Source organism: Glutamicibacter sp. St.4D3 (assembly GCF_059728615.1).
In genome coordinates this window covers 2,732,428-2,752,084 of the sequence record NZ_AP039380.1, presented here as the reverse complement: position 1 = coordinate 2,752,084, position 19,657 = coordinate 2,732,428, and the positions used below count along the sequence as shown (strand labels likewise).

Below are 19,657 nucleotides of genomic sequence, written 5' to 3'. Positions count from 1 at the left end.
TGGAAGCAAACACACCAGGCGCGACCCGGCCGCGAACCCTCGCGGGCACCGGGCGGGCGCCTGGAGAAGAAGTGAAAGGACAAACGAGGATGAGCGAGCAGGTCCGGCACGTTCTGACCCTGCAATGCCCGGAGGCGGCCGGCATCGTGCACGCCGTCACCGGCTTCCTGGTCAAGCACGGGCGCACCATCGTGGAGCTGAAGCAGTTCGATGACATGAGCGCCGAGCGCCTGTTCATGCGCGTGGACTTCGCCGGGCAGGACGGTGCGGACCTGCTGCAGCGGCTGCGCGAGGACTTCACCCCGGTCGCCGAGGAATGGGGGATGGACTGGAACCTGCGCGAACGCGGGCAGAAGACCCGCACCCTGATCATGGTCTCGAAGTTCGACCACTGCCTGAACGACCTGCTCTTCCGTGCCCACACCGGGGAGCTGCCCATCGATGTGGTCGCGGTGGTCTCCAACCACCCGGACCACCGCTCACTGGTGGAATGGCACGGCATCGACTTCCACCACATCCCGGTCACCAAGCAGACCAAGCCGGCCGCGGAAGCCGAACTGCTGCAGCTGATCGAGCAGACCGGCACCGAACTGGTGGTCCTGGCCCGCTACATGCAGGTGCTCTCCGATGAACTGGCCACCGAGCTGACCGGCAAGACCATCAACATCCACCACTCCTTCCTGCCCTCCTTCAAGGGCGCCAAGCCCTACCACCAGGCGTGGGAGCGCGGGGTGAAGACGGTGGGCGCCACCGCCCACTACGTGAACTCGGAGCTCGACGAGGGGCCGATCATCGCCCAGCAGGTGGTGGAGGTGGACCACACCTACATGCCCGAGGACCTGGTCGCCGCCGGGCGCGACAGCGAATGCAAGGCCCTGTCCAACGCGGTGCGCTGGCACTGCGAGGGGCGGGTGTTCCTCTGGGGCAACCGCACCGTGGTGCTGCGCTAACCCGCCTCCGGGTGCGGCCGACGCACCGGGTGCGGCCGTCGCACCGGCTGCCGCCGCGGTGCCAAAGGCTGAACCGCGCCCACTTTTCACGCAGCATCAGGGGCCGACCCACTGGATCGGCCCCTGATGCTGTTGGGGTTGCGGTGCTGCTACTTGCCCAGTCCCAGCGCGTCACGCACCGTGAAGAACAGGTCCGTCTGATCGCTCAGGCCCACCACGTTCGCGGCCCCCGGACCGTAGCCGGCGATGCGCAGCTGCGCGCCGGTGTGGCCCTGGGAGGCGGCCTCCTCACCGGTGCCGTAGAGGATCGCCATCTCACTGCCGTCCGCGGTGACCAGCTTGGAGGTCAGTGCCGGGGACTCGGTATCCGGGGCCACGATCTGGCTGGTGTGCGCGTGGTCGGCGGTGACCACCACCAGGGTCTCACCGTCCTCCTTGGCAAAGGCCAGCGCCTCCTGCACCGCCTCGTCCAGGTCCACGGTCTCGCCGATCTGCCCGCACGGGTTCGCCGCGTGGTCCTGCTTGTCGATCGAGGCGCCCTCGACCTGCAGGAAGAACCCGTCCTCATCGTCCTTGAGCAGGTCGATCGCCTTGGAGGTCATGCTCTTCAGGTCCGGGGCCTTTTCGAAGTCCCGCGCCGGGTTGTCCTTGCACTGCTGGGCCGGCTTGGAGATGCCGTCCTTGGAAGCCAGGTCCCCGGTCCAGCGCACCTCCATGTTGCCCTCGGCGAACAGCCCCAGCAGCGGGGCGTCCTGGTTCGCCGCCTGGGCCTGCTGCATCCCGGCGGTGTCCTCCACGATCGTGTAGCCGCGCTCGTTGGCCTGCTGGCGCAGGGTCTTGTCCTTGTAGTCCCCGGCCTTGGCCTTCTCCGCGAAGGTCTCCGCCCCGCCGCCGAACACCAGGTCCGGTCGGGTGGCCAGCATCTGCTCGGTGATCGAGCCGGCGCCGCCGTTTTCCAGGGCGTTCTGCGCGCACTTCTCACTGGTGGCCTCCGGGCCATAGCACTTGCGCTCGGCCACATGGGAATACTGCACGGCCGGGGTGGCGTCCTGGATTTCGCTGGTGGTGACCACGCCGGTGGCGAGGTTGCCTTCCTTCGCCAGTTCCAGCAGGCTCTGCTGGCTCTTGCCGTGGATGTCCACCGAGATCGCACCGTTGTAGGACTTGGTGCCGGTGGCCCAGGCGGTCCCGCTGGCGGCCGAGTCGGTCACGTAGTCCGGCTTGCCTTCCTTGTCCAGCGCGTAGTGGGTGTACTGCCCGGTCAGCGGCAGCGCGTCCAGCCCCTTGAAGAAGCCGCCGGCACCCTCGGCGACGTTGCGTGCGGCCGTGATTTCCGAATCGCCCATGCCATCGCCGATGAGCAGGATGACGTTCTTCGCCCCGGCGTCCTTCACCGCCTCGCGCACCGCATCGGTGGTGTCACCGTCCATGCGCCGCGCCCCGCCGTGCTCGGAGAGCCCACCGGTGGCGGCACGATCCAGCAGCGGGGCCGGATCCTGGCTGGACTCCACCGCCCCGGCACCCACCGAGCACCCGGACAGGGCGCCGACGCCCAACACCAGCGCGGCCGCCGCCGGAACCAACCTCTTGGTACGAGAAAACATGATCTACCCTTCAACTGAAGTTTTCCTGGCCGCCGTGATCGATGCGGCGGCACCAGGGCCGATGCTGCCCAAGCCAGCTGTCGCACCGGCAACCGGGGCCTGAACCGCAGGTTAACGCCTGGCAACCCCCGGCGCGGGTGCCGCCAATTATCGCGCAAATCCCGCTGCCTGTGAGATGCGTCTCGGTCAGCCTCCAGCTCCCGGGAACCTGCCTCACTACGCTCCAGCTCTTGCCACGCCCCGGGCAACGGTGTGAGGATCGAAGCAGAGGACAGGCTCAAGGCAACACCGGGGCCCGGGGTTGGTCCCGGCGCCCAGAAGGGGCAGGATCATGTCAGAGGCACCAGTGATCATCATCGGCGGCGGCTTGGCCGGCGCCACCGCGGCCAGCGAGCTGCGCGAACGCGGCTACGGCGGGGCGGTGACCCTGATCGCCGGCGAGGAGCACCTGCCCTATGAGCGTCCGCCGCTGTCCAAGGACTTCCTGCAGGGCAGCAGCGAGCTGCCGGACTTCACCGTGCACGACGCGCAGTGGTACGCCAAGCACGACATCGACCTGCTGCTGGGCACCCGGGTGGAGGCGATCGACCGCACCGCCAAACGGGTGACCCTGGACGGCGGCGGCACCCTGGACTACGCCCAGCTGGTGCTGGCCACCGGGTCGCGGGCCAACCCCAGCGGCGGCATTGAGGGGGCGGACCTGCCCGGGGTGCGGGTGCTGCGCACCATTGACGACGCCCGGGCGCTGCGCGAGGACCTGAAGGAGGGCACCCGTCTGGTGATCGTCGGCTCCGGGTGGATCGGCATGGAGGCCGCGGCCTCCGCCCGCCAGCAGGGCGCGGAGGTCACCGTCATCTCCCCGTCGCGCATCCCGCTGGGCAATGTGCTGGGCGAACCCTTCGGCAACCACCTGACCCGGATGCACCAGGAGGCCGGGGTGCAGTTTGAGCTGGCCACCCACGTGGACCGGATCGAACGCGGCGCCGATCAGCTGGTGGTGCACGCCGGCAGCTGGCAGACCGGCGCGGACCTGGTGCTCCTGGCGATCGGCGCCAGCCCGCACCTGGAGGTCGCCGCCGCCAGCGGGATCGAAACCGATCACGGGGTGGTGGTCGACGCGTCCCTGCGCTCCTCGGACCCGGACGTGCTGGCCGTCGGGGACATCGCCCAGGCGTTCAACACGACGCTGCGCCGCCAGCTGCGGGTGGAGCACTGGGACAACGCGATCCGCCAGGGCAAGCTGGCCGCGGCCACGCTCACCGGCGCCGACGAGCAGTATGACTGGCTGCCCTACTTCTTCACCGACCAGTTCGAGCTGGGAATGGAGTACGTCGGGGACCGCCAGGACGGGGACGCCGATGTGGTGCGCGGGGACATGGACGAGGGCGAGTTCATCATGTTCTGGCTGCGTGAGGGGCGGATCACCGCGGCGATGAACGTGAACATCTGGGATGTGAACGACACGCTGCGTTCCCTGGTGGGCCAGCGCATCGACCCGGAACGGCTGCAGGACACCTCCATCGAGCTGGGGCAGCTGGCCGCCGGGCAGTAGGAGTCGGCCCCGGGTGATGGGAGCCGGGCCCGGGTGATGGGAGCCAGCCCCGAGTGATGGGAGCCGCGCCGCGGACCACCGGTGAGAGCGGCCCGACACCGCAATGCGGCGTGCGACACTGTGCGCCGGACCGGCAAGGTGCCTACGATGAGCTCATGACACAGCATCAGGTGGATTTGGCAATCATCGGCGCCGGCTCGGGCAACACGCTGCTCACCGACTACTGGGACGACAAGCAGGTCGCCATCGCGGAAAAGGGGCCGTTCGGCGGCACCTGCCTGAACGTGGGCTGCATCCCCACCAAGATGTTCGTGCGCCCGGCCGAACTGGCCCGCACCCCCGTCGAGGCGCAGCGGCTGAACGTGTCCCTGCCGGAGGGCAGCGCCGACTGGCCGGCGATCCGCGACCGGATCTTCTCCCGCATCGACCCGATCGCGCAGAACGGCTACGAATACCGGGACCAGTCGCCCAACGTGCGGGTCATCGCCGAAGAGGTGACCCTGGATGGCACCCACGGCTTTCGCACCGCCCAGGGCACCAGCATCAGCGCCGAGCAGCTGGTGATCGCCGCCGGATCCCGCGCGGTGATCCCGGACATCGAGGGCTGCGACCTGCCCGGGGTGCACACCTCGGACACGGTGATGCGCCTGGAGCGCCTGCCGGAGCGGATCGTGATCGTCGGCGGCGGGTTCATCGCCTGCGAGTTCGCCGCGATCTTCTCCGGGCTGGGCTCCCGCACCACCCAGCTGATCCGCCGCCAACACCTGATGCGGCACATGGACACGGAGATCCGCGATGCGTTCAACGCCGAGGCCCCGAAGTACTGGAACGTTGAGCGCAACACCGAAACTCAGCGGATCACCAAGAACGCGGACGGGACCCTGGAAGTGCACACCAGCGCGGGCACCCACACCGCGGACATCGTGCTGGTGGCCACCGGGCGCAAGCCCAACACGGATTTGATCGGCGCGCAGCAGGCCGGGCTGGACCTGCACCAGGACGGCCGGCTGGTGGTCGATGAGTACCAGCGGGTGCTGCGCGGCGGCCAGCCGGTGCCCGGGCTCTACGCGCTGGGGGACATCTGCAGCACCGAGCAGCTCAAGCACGTGGCCAACTACGAGGCCCGGGTGGTCGCCCACAACCTGCAGCACCCGCACGCGCTGCGGGCGAACTCCAACCGGGCGGTGCCCGCGGCGGTGTTCACCCACCCGGAGCTGGCGCAGATCGGGCTGACCGAGCAGGAGGCGGTGCAGCGCATCGGCCGGCAGAACGTGAGCACCAAAACCCAGATGGTGGGGGACACCGCCTACGGCTGGGCGCTGGAGGATCAGACCGGGCTGTTCAAGGTCGTCGCCGATCGGCGTGACGGTTCGATCCTGGGCGCGCACGTGATGGGCTACCAGGCCTCAAACCTGATCCAGCCGGTGGTGATGGCCATGAACCTGGGCATCGACGCCTACACCGCGGCCCGCGGCCAGTACTGGATCCACCCGGCGCTGATGGAGGTCACCGAGAACGCGTTGCTGGGACTGGACGTCCCGCAGGGCCAGGACGCCCCGCTCTAGCTGCCCCATCCCGGCGTTGAGCAGCGACGCGGGCGGTCAACTCGGCAGCGCCGGTGCGCAGTGCGGCAGCTAGCGCCGCGGCCAGGCCCAGGCCGGCCGGTCGAACACTCCCTGGTCCTGCAGGATCGTCTCCCCGGCCTCCTTGAGCAGTTCGTGGCGCAGGGCCCCCTCACGCTCCAGCGCCGCCACCAGCTGCGGGGAGTGGGAGACCACTACGATCTGCGAGTCCCGGGAGGCGTGGGCGATCAGGGCCGCCAGCGCCGGCAGCAGCTGCGGGTGCAGGCTGTTTTCCGGTTCGTTCAGCACCAGCAGCGGGGCCGGGCGCGGGGAGAGCAGGGCGGTGGCCAGCAGGATGTAGCGCAGCGTCCCGTCGGAAAGCTCACTGGCCTGCAGGGGGCGCAACAGGCCGGGCTGGTGCAGGTGCAGGCTGAAGCGCCCGTGCTCCGATCGCACCTCCAGGCGGGATCCGTCAAATGCGTCGGCGATCGCCTGGTTGAACGCCGCGGGACTGGACATCTCGTGGATGGTGCGCACCGCCGCAGGCAGGTCCGCCCCGTCGGAGGCCAGCACCGGGGTGCGGGTGCCGATCCGCTCGGCCCGGGCCGGTGCGCCGGCATCGGTGCGCAGCGCATCGTAGAACCGCCAGCCCTGCAGCATCACCCGCAACTGGCTCACTTCCGGGGCGCTGGAGGCGTCGATGGTGGAGAGCACCGACTCCCACTCGGGCAGCCGCAGCCCGCTGTCCTCCAGGCGCGCCTGCCCGCGAATCTGCACCAGCGCCCCCTGGCGCAGCACGCTGGTGGTCGACGGGCGCAGCACCGGGCCGAACCAGACCGCCTCGCTCTTGAGCACCGGGTCCTGGCCGAACATGCTCGGGTCGCGCATGTCCGTGTCCGGCACCGGCAGCCCCAGGTCCACCGCGTACCCGTACTCTTCGGAGGCGAACCCCAGCTTCAGGGAGACCGGTTCGCGGCGCACCGTGCCCTGCGCCAGCCCAGAATCCCGCCCGCCGCACGGACGGCTCCCGGCCTCCGGTCCGGCCCACGCGGCCGAACCCAGCCCGCCCTCGCGGGCCAGGGAGGCGATCGCACCGTCGTGGCCGAGCTCGCTGATCAGCTTCAGCGCGCGGTAGACGTTGGATTTGCCCACCGCGTTGGCCCCGGTGATCACGGTCAGCGGGGCCAGTTCGATGACCAGGTCGCGCACCGAACGGTACCCGCTGATCGCCAGGGTCTGCAGCATGCACCCCACCCTACCGGCCCTGCCCGACAGCATCCGCGCTGCATCCGCGCAGCACCCGGACGGCACCGCCGGGGCGGGGTGTCCGGCGGTGCCAAAGCGTTCGGCGGCCATGCCATACTGGGGTTGAGCGGCGAAGATCCTCGCCGCCACCTGCACTTTGAGTGGCGCAGGTGCTGCACGAGCACGGGAGTACCGATGACCCAGAACCCGTCCCCTTCCACCGCCACCCTGCTGGTCGGCGTCGAGCCGGACCAGTCCCCGACGGTGCTCAACGCGGTCGCCCCGCTGGCCGCGCAGCTGCAGGCCCGTGTGGTGTGCGTGCACGTGCACACCGGACGGTTCATCACCCAGCGCCTGCCCGAGAACCTGGCCGAGGCCAGCCCGGCGATCAGCGGCTCGGCGCACCCCGATGAGCAGGAGGTGCCGTTCCCGCAGGGGCTGCGCGATCACCTGGCCGAGGTGTTCGATCCGCTGCAGGTCAGCTGGGAGGCGCGCGAGGTGGAAGGGGACCCGGCCAAGGCGCTGGCGCAGCTGGCCGAGGAGCTGGATGCCAACATGATCGTGGTCGGCACGCGCCGCAAGGGCTGGCGCAACCGCATGGAGCAGTTCATTGACGGGTCGATCGCCGTGAGCCTGTCGCACCGGCAGGGCCGCCCGGTCCTGGTGGTGCCGCAGGTCGCCAACGAATCCGGCCGGCTTCCCTGGGAAGGATAGCCGCCGCCCCGCGCCGGGGCCAACGCCAGCACCCCACCGCGGGTTCGAACCCCACAGGGGATCGAATTCCGCACGGGAACGTACTCAAAGCGGGGCAGCCGCTCCCCGGACGGACAGGGGCGCTAGTTGCCGGACCGGGCCTCGAGGCCCGGCAGGGGCTCGTCCGTGTCGTTGCCGCGGCATGTTTCCGCGCCGGCGAAGTACAGTTCGCGGTGCAGCTTGCACCCGGGATTGAACTGCGCGGCACAGTGCGGGCAGTGGTCGGTGCCCAGGTATTGGGCGACGCTCATTTGGGTGCCGCACACTCCGCACAGCACTGCCGGCTGGTCGAAGTGGCGTAACGGCCACACCTGGGCCGGGTGATCGGCCAGCTCGGCGTGGCACAGGTGGCAGGGGTAGTACCTGGCGCAGCAGTAGTGCTTGATCGCGATGACGTCGACGTCCTGGTGGTAGTGCGCGCAGCGGGTCTGCGGGTCCGGATTCACGCCGTGGACCTGCGGCCGGCGGGGTGCGTCGTTCACGCGTCTCTCCTGTCTGCGGGCAACTGGCGGAAGTTCGCGCCCGGACTGAGGGCGCCGCAAGTTTCCCGTACCATTCTGCCGCATCCGGGAAGCCGGCTACTGTGCATTGCTGCACGCTTGATGTGCGTAATCCGCTCCTGAATTCACTGCCGCGCACCTTCCCTTGGGAGTGTGATCTGGGCCATACTCTGGTGCTGAGGGGCGGGGTCCAACCTGGGATCCCCGGGGCTGGAAGGAAAAACAGTGGCATCTGAAACCTCAAGCAGATCCGAGCGCAAGGGGCTGCGCCGGGTCGTCGCGGCCTCCATGGCCGGAACCGTGGTCGAATGGTACGAATTCTTCCTGTACGCCACCGCGGCGACCCTGGTCTTCAATAAGATCTTCTTCCCGGATACGGGCAACGACCTGGACAACATCATCAAGGCGTTCCTGACCTACGCGGTCGGCTTTGTGGCCCGTCCGATCGGCGGCATCGTCTTTGGCCACTTCGGCGACAAGTACGGGCGCAAGCATCTGCTGCAGGTGGCGATCATTCTGGTCGGGGTCACCACGTTCCTGATGGGCTGCCTGCCCACATTCGACTCCATCGGCTACGCTGCCCCGATCCTGTTGATCGTCCTGCGTTTCCTGCAGGGCTTCGCCGTGGGCGGCGAATGGGGCGGTGCGGTGCTGCTGGTGGCCGAGCATGCGCCCAACCGGGAGCGTGGTTTCTGGTCTTCCTGGCCGCAGGCGGCAGTGCCGATAGGCAACCTGCTGGCCACCGTGGTGCTGCTGGTGCTCTCGTGGACGCTGAGTCCCGAGGCCTTCCTGGCCTGGGGCTGGCGTGTGGGCTTCTGGCTGTCGGTGGTCATCGTACTGGTCGGGTACTACATCCGCACCCGGGTCACCGACGCCCCGATCTTCCAGGAGGCCAAGGCCGAACTGGAACAAAACGCAGCCGCCGGGTACGGGGTTGCCGAGGTGTTCAAGCGCTACCCGCGTGGGGTCTTTACGGCCATGGGACTGCGCTTCGGGGAGAACATCCTGTACTACATGGTGGTGACCTTCTCGATCACCTACATGAGCGTGCAATTGCACATGCAGACCTCGGTCATCCTGGAGCTGATGCTGCTGGCTCACGTGTTCCACGCGATCATCGTCCCGGTGATCGGGCGCTTCACCGACACCATGGGGCGACGTCCGGTCTACGCGGCGGGCGTGATCCTCATGGCAGTGTGGGGTGTGGTCGCTTTCCCGCTGTTCAACACGGAGAACGACTTCGTGATCCTGATGACGATCGTCGCCGGGCTGTTCGTTCACGGACTGATGTACGCCGGGCAGCCGGCCATCATGGCCGAAATGTTCCCCACCCGGATGCGCTATTCCGGGGTGTCCTTGGGTTACCAGGTGACCTCGATCGTCGCCGGCTCCATGGCGCCGATCATTGCCGCGGCCCTGCTGCGGGTGACCGGCAGCTGGATTCCGGTCGCCGGGTATGTGGTGTTCGCGGCCCTGGTGACCCTCGTCGCCGTGTTCTTCCTGCGGGAAACCAAGGGGTTGGACCTGGGCAGCATCGATGAGCAGGACCGTCGCGACAACGGGCTGCGGGCGCCGGTGGCGGACGCGGAACCAACGCCGGGTCTTGAAGCCCAGTCCGATCCCCGCCTGGGCGAGGATGGCCGGGCCCGGCAGAACTAACCCGCCGCACGGCACCGTGGTTGGTTGGCAGCGGTGCTGCAGCGCGAAGGCCCCGACACGAAGATCCGTCGGGGCCTTCGCCGTGCCGGGCCGTCCGATTATCGGCCAACCGTTCACAGTGATGCCTCGCATCCAGGTTGTGACAGGCGCCCAGGTATCTAGCGCCGCGCCCCTAATCAGCAATCACTTCGCTGCCTATTAGTCTTGCTGACAATACCCTCCGGATCATTAGCAGGCGGGGGAAGGCGCCATGCCAAGGTTGGTTGGCCGACAGTCCCGTCATCGCGGATTAAGGGACTGTCAAACAAATAACGGGCAGCGGCCTTCAGGCAACAGGTGAAACAGTTGGGCGCGTGCGCTCTGACTATGGAATTTTAACGTTCCGGCGGGGTTGGAGCAGATGGCGTGAACGGGGCGATGAACCAGTCCTGGTCCTTTGCGGCCTGGGTAAAGGCCTGGACGGTCGCCTGCACCGCCCGGCTGCGCAGCGCCTCCTCCCGGCCGACCAGCCAGTACTCGGCATGGTGGCTGAACTGCTCGTGCAGCACCGGCACAAGGTTGGGGTACTGCCGGGAGAGGAATTCGGGCAGTAGCCCAATTCCCGCGTGACACATCGTCGCCGAGAACTGCACCGCGATGCTGGTGGAGGACACCGCGCGGCGCATGGGCGGCAGTGCCGCGCTCGCGTCATCGAGCTTGTCCACGGTCAGGGCGGTGTCGATGTAGTAGTTCAGGTAGTGCTCCGACAGGTCCTCCAGGCGCGTGGGATGCCCGTGCGCGTGCAGATACTCTTCCGTCGCGTAGAGCCGCAGCTCGTAATCCAGCAGTTTCGTGGATACCGCGCGGCGCACGTAGGGCTGGCCGATGGCGATCTCCAGGTCCATGCCGGTGCGGGTTTGGCGGGTGCGGGTGGTTTCGGAGACCAGCTCGAAGACCAGCTGCGGGTGGGTCCGGTGCAGTCTGGCCAACGCCGGGGCGGCCAGGTGGGCGCTGAATGCGTCGGGAGCGGCGATCCGCACGTGCCCGCTGAGCTGCTCGGAGTCCCCGTCCGCGCCAATGGCCGCCACCGCCTGTTCGATCGCTTCGGCTGAAACCATGGCACGCCGTCCCAGGTCGGTCAGTTCCCACCCGTTCGGTGTGCGGGTCAGCAACCGGCCGCCCATGGCCTTCTGCAGCGCGGCAATCCGCCGGGAGATCGTAGAGTGATTCACTCCGAGCACGTTCGCAGCCGCCGTGTAGCGCCCGAGCCGGGCCACGGTCAAAAAAGCGATCAGGGATTCAAGATGACGGTAGTCGATGGGGCGCTCCATGGGAATAGTGTGCGTCAATGCACGACAGCCTTGCAATTTTCCCCTCACAGTGTGCATTGAGAAGGTGATGTGGCGCACCTACGCTGGGGGCAGACAGTGAGACGGTGCGCCACTGACAGCACCCTCAGCCACAGGCAGGCCAGGGGTGAGGGCGCCGACGGAAAGGGTGAGGACATGAGCGTGTACGCATGGATCGGGTTGGGCAACATGGGCGGTCCGATGACCGCAAACCTGGTGAAGGCTGGAAATGAGGTGCGCGGCTACGACCTGAACGAGCAGGCCTGCGCAGCCGCGGCCGCCGGCGGGGTGCGCATTGCCCCCAATATTGCAGAGGCCATGGACGGGGCCGACGCGGTGTTCACGATGCTGCCCAAGGGGGAGCATGTGCGTTCGGTCTATGAAGCGCCGGAGGGGATCTGGGCGAACGCCACCGCGCAGATGCTGTTGCTGGATTCTTCCACCGTCGACGTGGAAACTTCCCGCTACATCCATCAGGGATCGGCCGAACGGGGCCTGGAATTCGTGGATGCGCCGGTTTCCGGAGGGATCTCCGGGGCTGCGGCCGCGACCTTGGCGTTCATGCTTGGGGGCCAGGAACACCTGATGCAGCGGGCCACCGAGCTGATCGCACCGATGTCCGGGCGAACCATCGTCGCCGGTGGGCCGACCATGGGGATCGCGGCGAAGATCTGCAACAACATGATGCTGTTCATCGACCTGATGGCCAGCGCGGAGGGCTCCCAGCTGGCCGAGAAGCTGGGACTGGATCCCGAAGTGTTCTGGCAGATCGTCTCGGTCTCCTCCGGACGGTCCTGGGCGCAGCAGACCTGGTACCCGGTCCCCGGAATCATCGACACCGCAGCGGCGAACAACAATTTCGACGCCACCTTCCGCACCGATCTGGCCCGCAAGGACGTCGCCCTGGCCCTGGCGGCGGGGCAACAGACCGGGGTGAGGCTGCCGGCCGCCACCCTGGCTCAGGAACACTTCGACGAATTGATCAGCCAGGGGCTGGCCGACAAGGACTGCTCGCTGATCGTGAAAAACCTGGTACCCGACGGCAACGTTCGGGGCTACAACCCGATTTCCGGTCCGGACGCTGGCGAGCAGCCGGGCCAAGGATCCGCGCAGCCCAGCCGGCCCGCCCGCCAAGGCGCCTGATGCGAAGCATTCGTGCGGCAGTGCTGGAGGAATCGGGCGCAGCGCGCCCCTACGGCGCCTCCCAACCACTGCGCGTGCAGCAGGTGCAGCTGAACGATCCTGGCCCCGCAGAGGTGCTGGTGCGCATCGAGGCGGCCGGACTGTGCCATTCGGACCTGTCGGTGGTCGATGGAAACCGGCCCCGACCGCTGCCCATGGTGCTCGGTCATGAAAGCGCCGGCATCGTCGAACAGCTCGGCGATCGGGTGCAGGGTTTGCGGGTGGGGCAGCGGGTGGTCTCCAGCTTTCTGCCGCGTTGCGGGACCTGCCCGGCATGCGCCACCAACGGCAAGCTGCCCTGCACCCCCGGCAGTGCCGCCAACACCGCCGGCACGCTGCTGGGCGGGCAGCGGCGGTTGATGCGCGGCGGGAGGGCCCTCAACCACCATTTGGGGGTTTCCGGCTTTGCCACGCATGCGGTGATGGACGCCCGCAGCCTGGTGCCGGTCGGCGACGACGTGCCTGCGCAGGTGGCGGCGGTGCTGGGGTGCGCGGTACTCACCGGCGGCGGAGCGATCCGCAACGCGGCACGCGCCACCGCGGGGGACAGCATCCTGGTAGTGGGCCTGGGCGGGGTGGGGATGGCGGCCCTGCTGGTGGCCCTGGCAACCGTGCGCGATCCCGGCCCATCGGTTGGAAAGGACCCCGGCAGCACCAGGACCGGTGCCGGCGCGCACACGCCGCACGGCAAGGTGATTGCGGTGGACATGAACCCGCAGAAGCTGCGCACCGCCCAACGGTTGGGAGCCGATGTGGCACTCACCCCGCAGCAGCTGGCCCAGCAGGGGCTGAGCGCCGCGGTGGTGATCGAGGCGGCCGGCCACCCGCGTGCCTTTGAGACCGCGTTCAGTGCCACCGCGGTGGGCGGCACCCTGGTAACCGTCGGCTTGCCGGCGCCCGGGGCGATGAGCCAGATCGAACCGCTGGCGTTGACCGCCGGGGCCCGAACCATTATTGGTTCCTACTTGGGGTCGGCAGTGCCGGCGACGGACATCCCGTTCTATGAGCGGCTGTGGCGCGAAGGGCGGCTGCCGGTGGAGGAACTGGTTTCGGGCACCTGCACCCTGGATGAGATCAACGACGGGCTGGAGGAGCTCGCCGCCGGTCGGGCGGTGCGCACCCTGGTCACCTTCTAACCCCGCGCGCAGGGTCCCAGCCCGCCCAGGTGCCGGCAACAGACTTCAGGCGGGCAGGGACGCACCCGGGTGCGGCCAGAAGGCCACACCCGGGTTGGTGCTGCTGGGCTGGTTCCCGGTCTGGTCCGAGTACCCCGCAGCCCTCACCGCCGAGCGCTAGCGCTGCAGCCCGGCTTGACCCGCAGCGGCCGTGGTGCCGCCCGCCATGGCAGGACGCACCTGGCGGCGCAGCAGCACGAACAGCAGGATCATCCCGGCGGTCAGGAACATGTGCCCCAACCCGGCGAACCCGGCAATCATCGCGGAGGACTCCACCCCGCGCACGGTGAGCATGCCGTGCACGATGAGCATCGCCGAGGTGAGGATGACCCCGGCGTTGTAGGTGGCGAAGAACCAGCCGAACAGCTTGCGGTGCGTGGAGAGCGCGAACGCCTTCTCCAGCAGCAGCACGATCAGCAGGACGATGAAGCCCAGGGTGAGCAGGTGGGTGTGGGCCAGGCCCAGCTGTGTGAATTCGCCGGCCGGGAAGTCGTTGGCCTTCGTGAACTCGCGGTAGAACAGGCCGGAGGCCACCCCGACCAGCATGTAGCCAAAGGCCCAGTTCAGGATCTTGCGCATCTGTTTTCTCCTTGTGGTTTGGTGATGCCCCGGGAGTGAGGGCACCGGTGGTTGCTGGGCAGTGCTCCGTGGTGCTCCACGGCTGCCCGGTTGATTGGAAAATGTCCCCGCTCGCCGCCCGCCGCTCACGACCCCGAGCCGGCACGGTGGCGCGCTAGCTGCGCGGCGTCTGCGCCATCTCGGTGCGGGACGCCGCAGCGGTTTCCGGCTGCCGGGTCGGCGCCCAGGCCGGGATGTTGCGCCGCCCCAGCAGCGTGAACAGCGCCGGAACCAGCACGGTGCGCACCAGGAAGGTATCGAGCAGCACCCCGAGCCCGACGACCAGGCCCAGCTGGCCCAGCACCATCAGCGGCAGGGTGGCCAGCGCCGCGAACACCCCGGCCAGCACCACGCCGGCGGAAGTGATCACCGCACCGGTGTGCCCGACGGCGTCGATCACCGCCTCCCGGATCGGCTGGCGGGCCGCCTCCTGCTTGATCCGCTGGGTGAGGAAGATCGTGTAGTCCACCCCGAGCGCGACCAGGAACAGGAAGGCCAGCAGCGGGACCTGCACATCGAATGCGCTGGTGCCCAGCACCAGTGAGCCGATCAGCCCGCCCAGCCCCAGTGCGGCCGCGGCGCTGAGCAGGTTCACCAGCGCCAGCAGGGCGGCGGTCAGCCAGGAACGGGTGAGCACCAGCAGCATCACGAAGCAGATGCCCAAGACCAGTGGGGCGATCACGGCAAAGTCCCGCAGGTGCCCGTTGTGGGCATCGAGCTGTTCGGCCCCCGCCCCGCCCAGCAGGGCATCGGCCCCGTCCACCGCATGGATGGCGGTGCGCACCTCACGCAGCATCTGCTGGTCTTCGCTCGATCCGGGGTCCGCCTGGCCCACCAGCAGCAGCCGCTGCCAGGAGCCGTCGGCGCTGCGGCCCATTTCGCTCACCCGCTGCACGCCGGGCACCTGTTCGGCGGCCCGGGCCACCTGTGGGGCCTGGTCAGGATGGGTGAGGATGGTGGCCGGCTGGGTTTCCCCGGCCGGGAAGTGCTCGGTGAGCACCGTTGAGGCGCTCGCCGATTCCATCGGGCTGCGGAACTGCTCGGCGGGCTTCAGGCCCAGGCCGGTGCCGGTGAGCACGGCGGCCAACACCGCCAGCACGGCACCGACCGAGACCAGGGAGAGCACCGGGCGGGCGGTGACCGCGGTGGCGATCTGCGCCCACCGGCTGCGGCGTGGGGCCGGCTGGTGCGGGGCCGGCACCAGTGGCCAGAACACCTTGCGTCCGGCCAGGGCCAGCACCGGGGGCAGCAGCCCGAGCACGAACAGCGCGGCGATCAGCAGCCCCACCGCGCAGGCGATCCCCAGGCCGCGGGTGTCCTCCATGACCGCCAGCACCAGGCTGGCCAGCGCCAGTACGACGGTGAGGTTGGAGGTGGCGATGGCCTCGAAGCTCGAGCGCCAGGCGGCGGCCAGCGCCGTGCGGTGCCCGGCGTGCACCCGCAGCTCATCGCGGTAGCGGGAGATCAGCAGCAGCGCATAGTTGGTGCCGGCGCCGAACACCAGCACCGAGAGCACCCCGGTGTCAAAGTGCAGGTCCCACACCCCGGCCAGCGCGGCGGTGACCAGGCTGGCGGCCCGGTCGGCCAGGCCGACCACGGCCAGCGGCAGCAGCCACAGGATGGGGGAGCGGTAGGTGAGGATCAGCAGGACCGCCACGATGGCGACGGTCACCGCCAGCAGCGTGAAATTGGCCCCGTCGAAGGAGTGGGCCACGTCCAGCGCGAACGCCGGCCCGCCGGTCACCTGCACCTGCAGGGCGGCGGCGGGGGCGGCGGCCAGCTGCTCACGCAGTTCGGCGACCACCTGCCGGTCGGCCAGGCTGCCGCGCTCGTCCCAGCTGGCGGTGAGCATCCCGGCCTGGGCGTCATCACTGAGCAGCGGCTTGCCCAGCTGCACCCCGGCCAGGTCCAGGCGCCCCTGAAGCTGATCCAGCGCGGTCCGGTCCGCGTCGGTCAGCGTTGCGGCGTCGGGCCGGGTGGCCACCAGCACGGCGGTGCTGCGGCCGGAGGATTCGAATCCGTCCAGCAGCTGCTGCACCCGGGCGGATTCGGAGCCCGGCACGCCGCTGTCCGGGGCGCGGGTGGCCGCGTCGGCGGAGGAGAGCACGGAGAACAGCACGGCGATGACGGCCAGGAAGCCCAGCAGCCAGCCGGTCGCGCCGCGCCGGGAGGTCAGCGAGGAAGAGAGGGAAGTCAACATGCTTCCAGTCAACCGATTTTTGGCGGGATCCAAATCGGGGAAGCGGTCGAAAGCCGGCTCAACCGTTTGGTTGATGCGCACCGGCGTCGGGTGCGTTAGTGCGCCGCGCGGGCCGGGGTGCGGGGACGGAGGGGGAGTGTTAGATCAAGCCCTGTTCACGCGCCGCGGCTACGGCCTGGGTGCGGCTGGCGGCCTGCAGCTTGTCGAAGATGTGCACCAGGTGGGTCTTCACCGTGGCCTCGGTGACGAACAGGGAGCCGGCGATCTGCCGGTTGCTGGCCCCGGTCGCCAGCAGCTGCAGCACCTCGCGTTCCCGGGCGGTGAGCACCGGGCGGGCGGTGCGCAGCCCGGCCAGCACGCGCTGGGCCATCTCCGGGGCCAGCACCATCCGGCCGGCCGCGGCCTGGCGCACCGAATCGACGATGGTGTCCGAGGCGACGTCCTTGAGCAGGTACCCGGCCGCGCCGGCCTCCACGCAGGCCAGGATTTCGGCGTCCTTGTCGAACGTGGTCAGGATCAGCACCTGTGGGGGATCGGGCAGGGCGCGCAGCGCCGCGGTGGTTTGCACCCCATTCATCCCCTCGCCCAGGCGCAGGTCGCACAGCACCACGTCGATGGGGCACTGCCGGGCCAGTTCGACGGCCTGCTCGCCGCTGCCGGCCTGGCAGGCGACGGTGATGTCCGGGTAGTTGTCGAACACGGCCTTCAGTCCGGTGCGCACGATCGGGTGGTCGTCGACCAGCATGATGCGGATCATCGGCGCGCTCCTCCCCTTTCCATGGTCAGAGTTCCTTGGTCAGAGTTCCTCGGTCAGGGCCGCAACGGCAGGTAGGCGGACAGCCCGGTGCCGGTGCCCGGGGTGCTTTCCACATCCAGCCCGCCGCCCAGCTCCCGCAGCCGTTCGCGCATCGAGCGCAGCCCGAACCCGCCGTCGCCCAGGTGGGTGGGCGCCTGCTGCCAGCTGTCGGCGTCGAACCCGATTCCGTCGTCGAAAATGTCCAGACGCACCATACCACCGGCCAGCTGCAGCGAGAGCACCACCTGGTTGGCGTGCGCGTGGCGGCGGATGTTGGCCAGCGCCGACTGGGCGACGCGCAGCAGCGCCACCTGCACCGTGGTGTCCAGCGCCGGCACGTCCGCGTCGGCCCGCAGTTCGGTGCGGATCCCGGTCTCCTCGCCCAGCTTTTCCAGCATCCGCCCCAGCGCCCCCGCCAGCGCCTGGTCCTCCAGTTCGGCCGGCGCCAGCGCGGCGATGATCCGGCGCAGGTCCGCCAGCGCCTGGCCGGCCAGCTGCTGCACCCGTTCCAAGGCGTTGACCGCCCCGGCGGCGTCACCCGCGCCGGTGGCGGCCCGGGCGTGCAGCGAGATGGAGGCCAGCTGCTGGGCGACGGTGTCGTGGATGTCGCGGGCCAGCCGGGCCCGCTCGGCCAGCACCCCGGCCTGGTGCTGGGACCGGGCCAGCTCCTCGTGCAGCCCGGCCATCTCGCGGTGCGCCTGCAGCAGCGAGCTGACCAGCGCGTTGCGTTCCTGTGCGTCGCGCAGCAGCTGCAGGTAGCCGCGGGAGATGCCCCATGCGAAGCACCCGCCCACCAGCGGGCCGATGATGCTGGCGTAACTGGTCTGCCCGTGGTGCAGGAAGGGCGCGACGATCGCCAGCGCGTACACCAGCAGCGAGACCAGCACGGAGCTGGCCAGCGGCAGCAGGTGCCCGATCAGCAGCCACAGGCTGAACGCCAGCCACATGAATTCGCTGCTGGCCGCCAGCCCGGCCGCCCAGATCGCCAGCAGCACCCCCAGCCAGAGCATGGTCCTGCCCGAGGCGTCCAGCCCGGCCGCCGATTCCCGCCGGGCCAGCCGCGGCAGCCCGCCCAGGTACCACAGCGCGAAGCCGATCCCGACGATCGGCACCAGCCAGCCCGGTCCGGTGCTTTCGGCCATGCCGCGCACCACCGCGATCACCAGCAGGACCCCGGTGATCGCATGCTGGCCCAGGCGCATGACCTTCGCGGTGAGCAGCCGCCCGCGCACCGCACCGGTGCCGATGGCGGCGACGGCCGCCGCACCGTGCCCGGCCCCCGCCGGCAGGGCGTTCACGCCCATTCCGCCGTCCTCCGGGGCGTTCCCCTCGCCGGTCATGGGCGGCCCGTGCCTTGCGCCGTCGCGGCGGCCGGGCTGCAGGCGGGATCCGCGGCCGGTGTCTCAGCGTCCGTCGGTGTCTCAGCGTCCGCCGCTGCGGGGCCCTGCCCCGGCAGGTCCCCGGCGAGCATGCCGAAGATCAGGGTGTCGGTGTATTCGCCCTTGCTGTACAGGTGCTCCTGCAGGTGCCCCTCCAGCCGGAAGCCCAGGCGCCGGGCCAGCGCCGCGCTGGCGGTGTTGCGGGCATCCATTTCGGCGGCGATCCGGTGCACGCCCAGCCGGGTGAAGGCCACCTGCAGCAGGGCGGCGGCCGCCTCGGTCGCGTAGCCCAGCCCGGCGCATTGGGGATCGAGCACCCAGCCGATCTCCGCCTGCCGGTGCGGGATGTCGGTCAGCCACAGGGCCAGGTCCCCGACGTAGCGCCCCGAGCCGTCGGCGATCACCAGGGCCAGGGCGTGCGGCGGTTCGTCCAGGCTGGTGCGCACCACGCGCTTGGCCAGCTGCTCCTGGGTGTACTCCTCATCCCAGCGCTCCTCCAGCAGGTAGCGGGCCACCGGTTCCTGCGCGTAGACGCGCAGCAGGTCCGCGGCGTCCTCGGCCGAGTGGAATCGCAGTTCCAGCCGTCCGGTGGCCAGGGGGAAGATCGCATCGCTCATGTCTTGACTCTAGACGCAGCCGGCCGGGCGCGGCCACACCCTCCAGCGCCCGAACAGGGGCGCGTTGCCCGTGCTCTGCGCCACAGCCGCGGGTGAAGCCGGGCATGCCATGTGCATCCGGCGCAGGCGCCTTTGCCCGGGCCCGATCCGCTGCCGGCGCCGAACCGCGGGCGCCGGACCGGGGCGGAACAACCCCCTGGACCCCGCGCTTCGCGGGCCGGGCACGCCGCCCGCTCGAACGGAATCCATCCAAGTCAAACTAATTTTCGCAAAAACGGCGCGAAGGCTGGAAACCGCGGGCCCGCTGCCCCGGACGAGGCCGCACGGGAACCGTGCGCACCGGCCCAGGGGCGTTGCGCAGCGTTCCACGAAGTGCGGTGGCCAGCCGCCGGAGGACCCGCGGCGGCGGGCCGGACGGGCGGTGGCTCACAGTGGACGTTGGTAGCATGGCTGACGCCCTTGGGCGGGACCTGCCGGCCCCGCCCGAGCTTTCGCAACCGGAAGCACACGGCACAGCGCAGCGCTGCCGTCGTGCGG

At 69.6% G+C, this 19,657-nt stretch carries 16 protein-coding genes; 7 read left to right on the top strand and 9 right to left on the bottom strand.

Annotated features, from left to right (window positions below; translation table 11 throughout):
• Positions 1-89: 89 nt before the first annotated feature.
• Positions 90-950, top strand: coding sequence for a formyltetrahydrofolate deformylase (gene purU / locus AC6I21_RS12655; protein WP_343834060.1), 861 nt, complete (start codon positions 90-92; stop codon positions 948-950).
• 149 nt (positions 951-1,099) lie between these two features.
• Here purU and phoA read toward each other — a convergent pair whose 3' ends face one another.
• Positions 1,100-2,554 (bottom strand): alkaline phosphatase, encoded by a 1,455-nt coding sequence (phoA, locus tag AC6I21_RS12650; protein WP_497762526.1) that lies wholly within the window; start codon positions 2,552-2,554, stop codon positions 1,100-1,102.
• Positions 2,555-2,885: 331 nt separating this feature from the next.
• Between phoA and AC6I21_RS12645 the strand changes: the two genes are divergently transcribed.
• Positions 2,886-4,106 carry an NAD(P)/FAD-dependent oxidoreductase gene (locus tag AC6I21_RS12645; RefSeq protein ID WP_396277243.1) on the top strand — a complete coding sequence of 407 codons (1,221 nt, stop codon included), beginning with the start codon at positions 2,886-2,888 and terminating at the stop codon, positions 4,104-4,106.
• Positions 4,107-4,261: 155 nt separating this feature from the next.
• Complete coding sequence (locus AC6I21_RS12640) at positions 4,262-5,671, top strand: mycothione reductase (RefSeq protein WP_497762525.1); 1,410 nt, start codon at positions 4,262-4,264, stop codon at positions 5,669-5,671.
• A 69-nt stretch (positions 5,672-5,740) separates the two neighbouring features.
• On the opposite strand, the gene AC6I21_RS12635 is transcribed toward AC6I21_RS12640, so the two are convergent.
• The gene (locus AC6I21_RS12635; protein WP_497762524.1) at positions 5,741-6,913 is read right to left on the bottom strand and encodes an AAA family ATPase; all 1,173 of its coding nucleotides are present in this window, start codon (positions 6,911-6,913) and stop codon (positions 5,741-5,743) included.
• 195 nt (positions 6,914-7,108) lie between these two features.
• Here AC6I21_RS12635 and AC6I21_RS12630 point away from each other — a divergent pair, with 195 nt between their 5' ends.
• Positions 7,109-7,627 carry a universal stress protein gene (locus tag AC6I21_RS12630; RefSeq protein WP_054821724.1) on the top strand — a complete coding sequence of 173 codons (519 nt, stop codon included), beginning with the start codon at positions 7,109-7,111 and terminating at the stop codon, positions 7,625-7,627.
• Between the two features lie 122 nt (positions 7,628-7,749).
• On the opposite strand, the gene AC6I21_RS12625 is transcribed toward AC6I21_RS12630, so the two are convergent.
• Entirely contained in the window at positions 7,750-8,148 is a 399-nt protein-coding gene (locus AC6I21_RS12625) for a CHY zinc finger protein (protein WP_497762523.1), read from the bottom strand.
• A gap of 243 nt (positions 8,149-8,391) precedes the next feature.
• On the opposite strand from AC6I21_RS12625, the gene AC6I21_RS12620 reads away from it, so the two are divergent.
• A complete protein-coding gene (locus AC6I21_RS12620; RefSeq protein WP_281283952.1) occupies positions 8,392-9,825 on the top strand; it encodes an MFS transporter in 1,434 nt (477 codons plus the stop codon).
• A gap of 374 nt (positions 9,826-10,199) precedes the next feature.
• Here AC6I21_RS12620 and AC6I21_RS12615 read toward each other — a convergent pair whose 3' ends face one another.
• Positions 10,200-11,153, bottom strand: a complete 954-nt coding sequence (locus AC6I21_RS12615; RefSeq protein ID WP_497762522.1) for a LysR family transcriptional regulator — start codon at positions 11,151-11,153, stop codon at positions 10,200-10,202.
• 156 nt (positions 11,154-11,309) lie between these two features.
• On the opposite strand from AC6I21_RS12615, the gene mmsB reads away from it, so the two are divergent.
• Positions 11,310-12,296, top strand: a complete 987-nt coding sequence (gene mmsB / locus AC6I21_RS12610) for a 3-hydroxyisobutyrate dehydrogenase (protein WP_497762521.1) — start codon at positions 11,310-11,312, stop codon at positions 12,294-12,296.
• Positions 12,296-13,471 (top strand): alcohol dehydrogenase catalytic domain-containing protein, encoded by a 1,176-nt coding sequence (locus tag AC6I21_RS12605; RefSeq protein ID WP_497762520.1) that lies wholly within the window; start codon positions 12,296-12,298, stop codon positions 13,469-13,471. The genes mmsB and AC6I21_RS12605 overlap by 1 nt, the downstream gene beginning before the upstream one ends.
• A gap of 156 nt (positions 13,472-13,627) precedes the next feature.
• On the opposite strand, the gene AC6I21_RS12600 is transcribed toward AC6I21_RS12605, so the two are convergent.
• From AC6I21_RS12600 to AC6I21_RS12580, 5 genes are all read right to left on the bottom strand, one after another.
• Positions 13,628-14,089, bottom strand: coding sequence for a DUF2871 domain-containing protein (locus AC6I21_RS12600; protein ID WP_054821723.1), 462 nt, complete (start codon positions 14,087-14,089; stop codon positions 13,628-13,630).
• Positions 14,090-14,243: 154 nt separating this feature from the next.
• Positions 14,244-16,328, bottom strand: coding sequence for an MMPL family transporter (locus AC6I21_RS12595; RefSeq protein WP_497762519.1), 2,085 nt, complete (start codon positions 16,326-16,328; stop codon positions 14,244-14,246).
• A 139-nt stretch (positions 16,329-16,467) separates the two neighbouring features.
• The gene (locus AC6I21_RS12590; RefSeq protein ID WP_497762518.1) at positions 16,468-17,085 is read right to left on the bottom strand and encodes a response regulator; all 618 of its coding nucleotides are present in this window, start codon (positions 17,083-17,085) and stop codon (positions 16,468-16,470) included.
• A 53-nt stretch (positions 17,086-17,138) separates the two neighbouring features.
• Positions 17,139-18,464 (bottom strand): sensor histidine kinase, encoded by a 1,326-nt coding sequence (locus tag AC6I21_RS12585; RefSeq protein ID WP_212743886.1) that lies wholly within the window; start codon positions 18,462-18,464, stop codon positions 17,139-17,141.
• Entirely contained in the window at positions 18,461-19,120 is a 660-nt protein-coding gene (locus tag AC6I21_RS12580) for a GNAT family N-acetyltransferase (protein WP_343834049.1), read from the bottom strand. The genes AC6I21_RS12585 and AC6I21_RS12580 overlap by 4 nt, the downstream gene beginning before the upstream one ends.
• Positions 19,121-19,657: the final 537 nt, after the last annotated feature.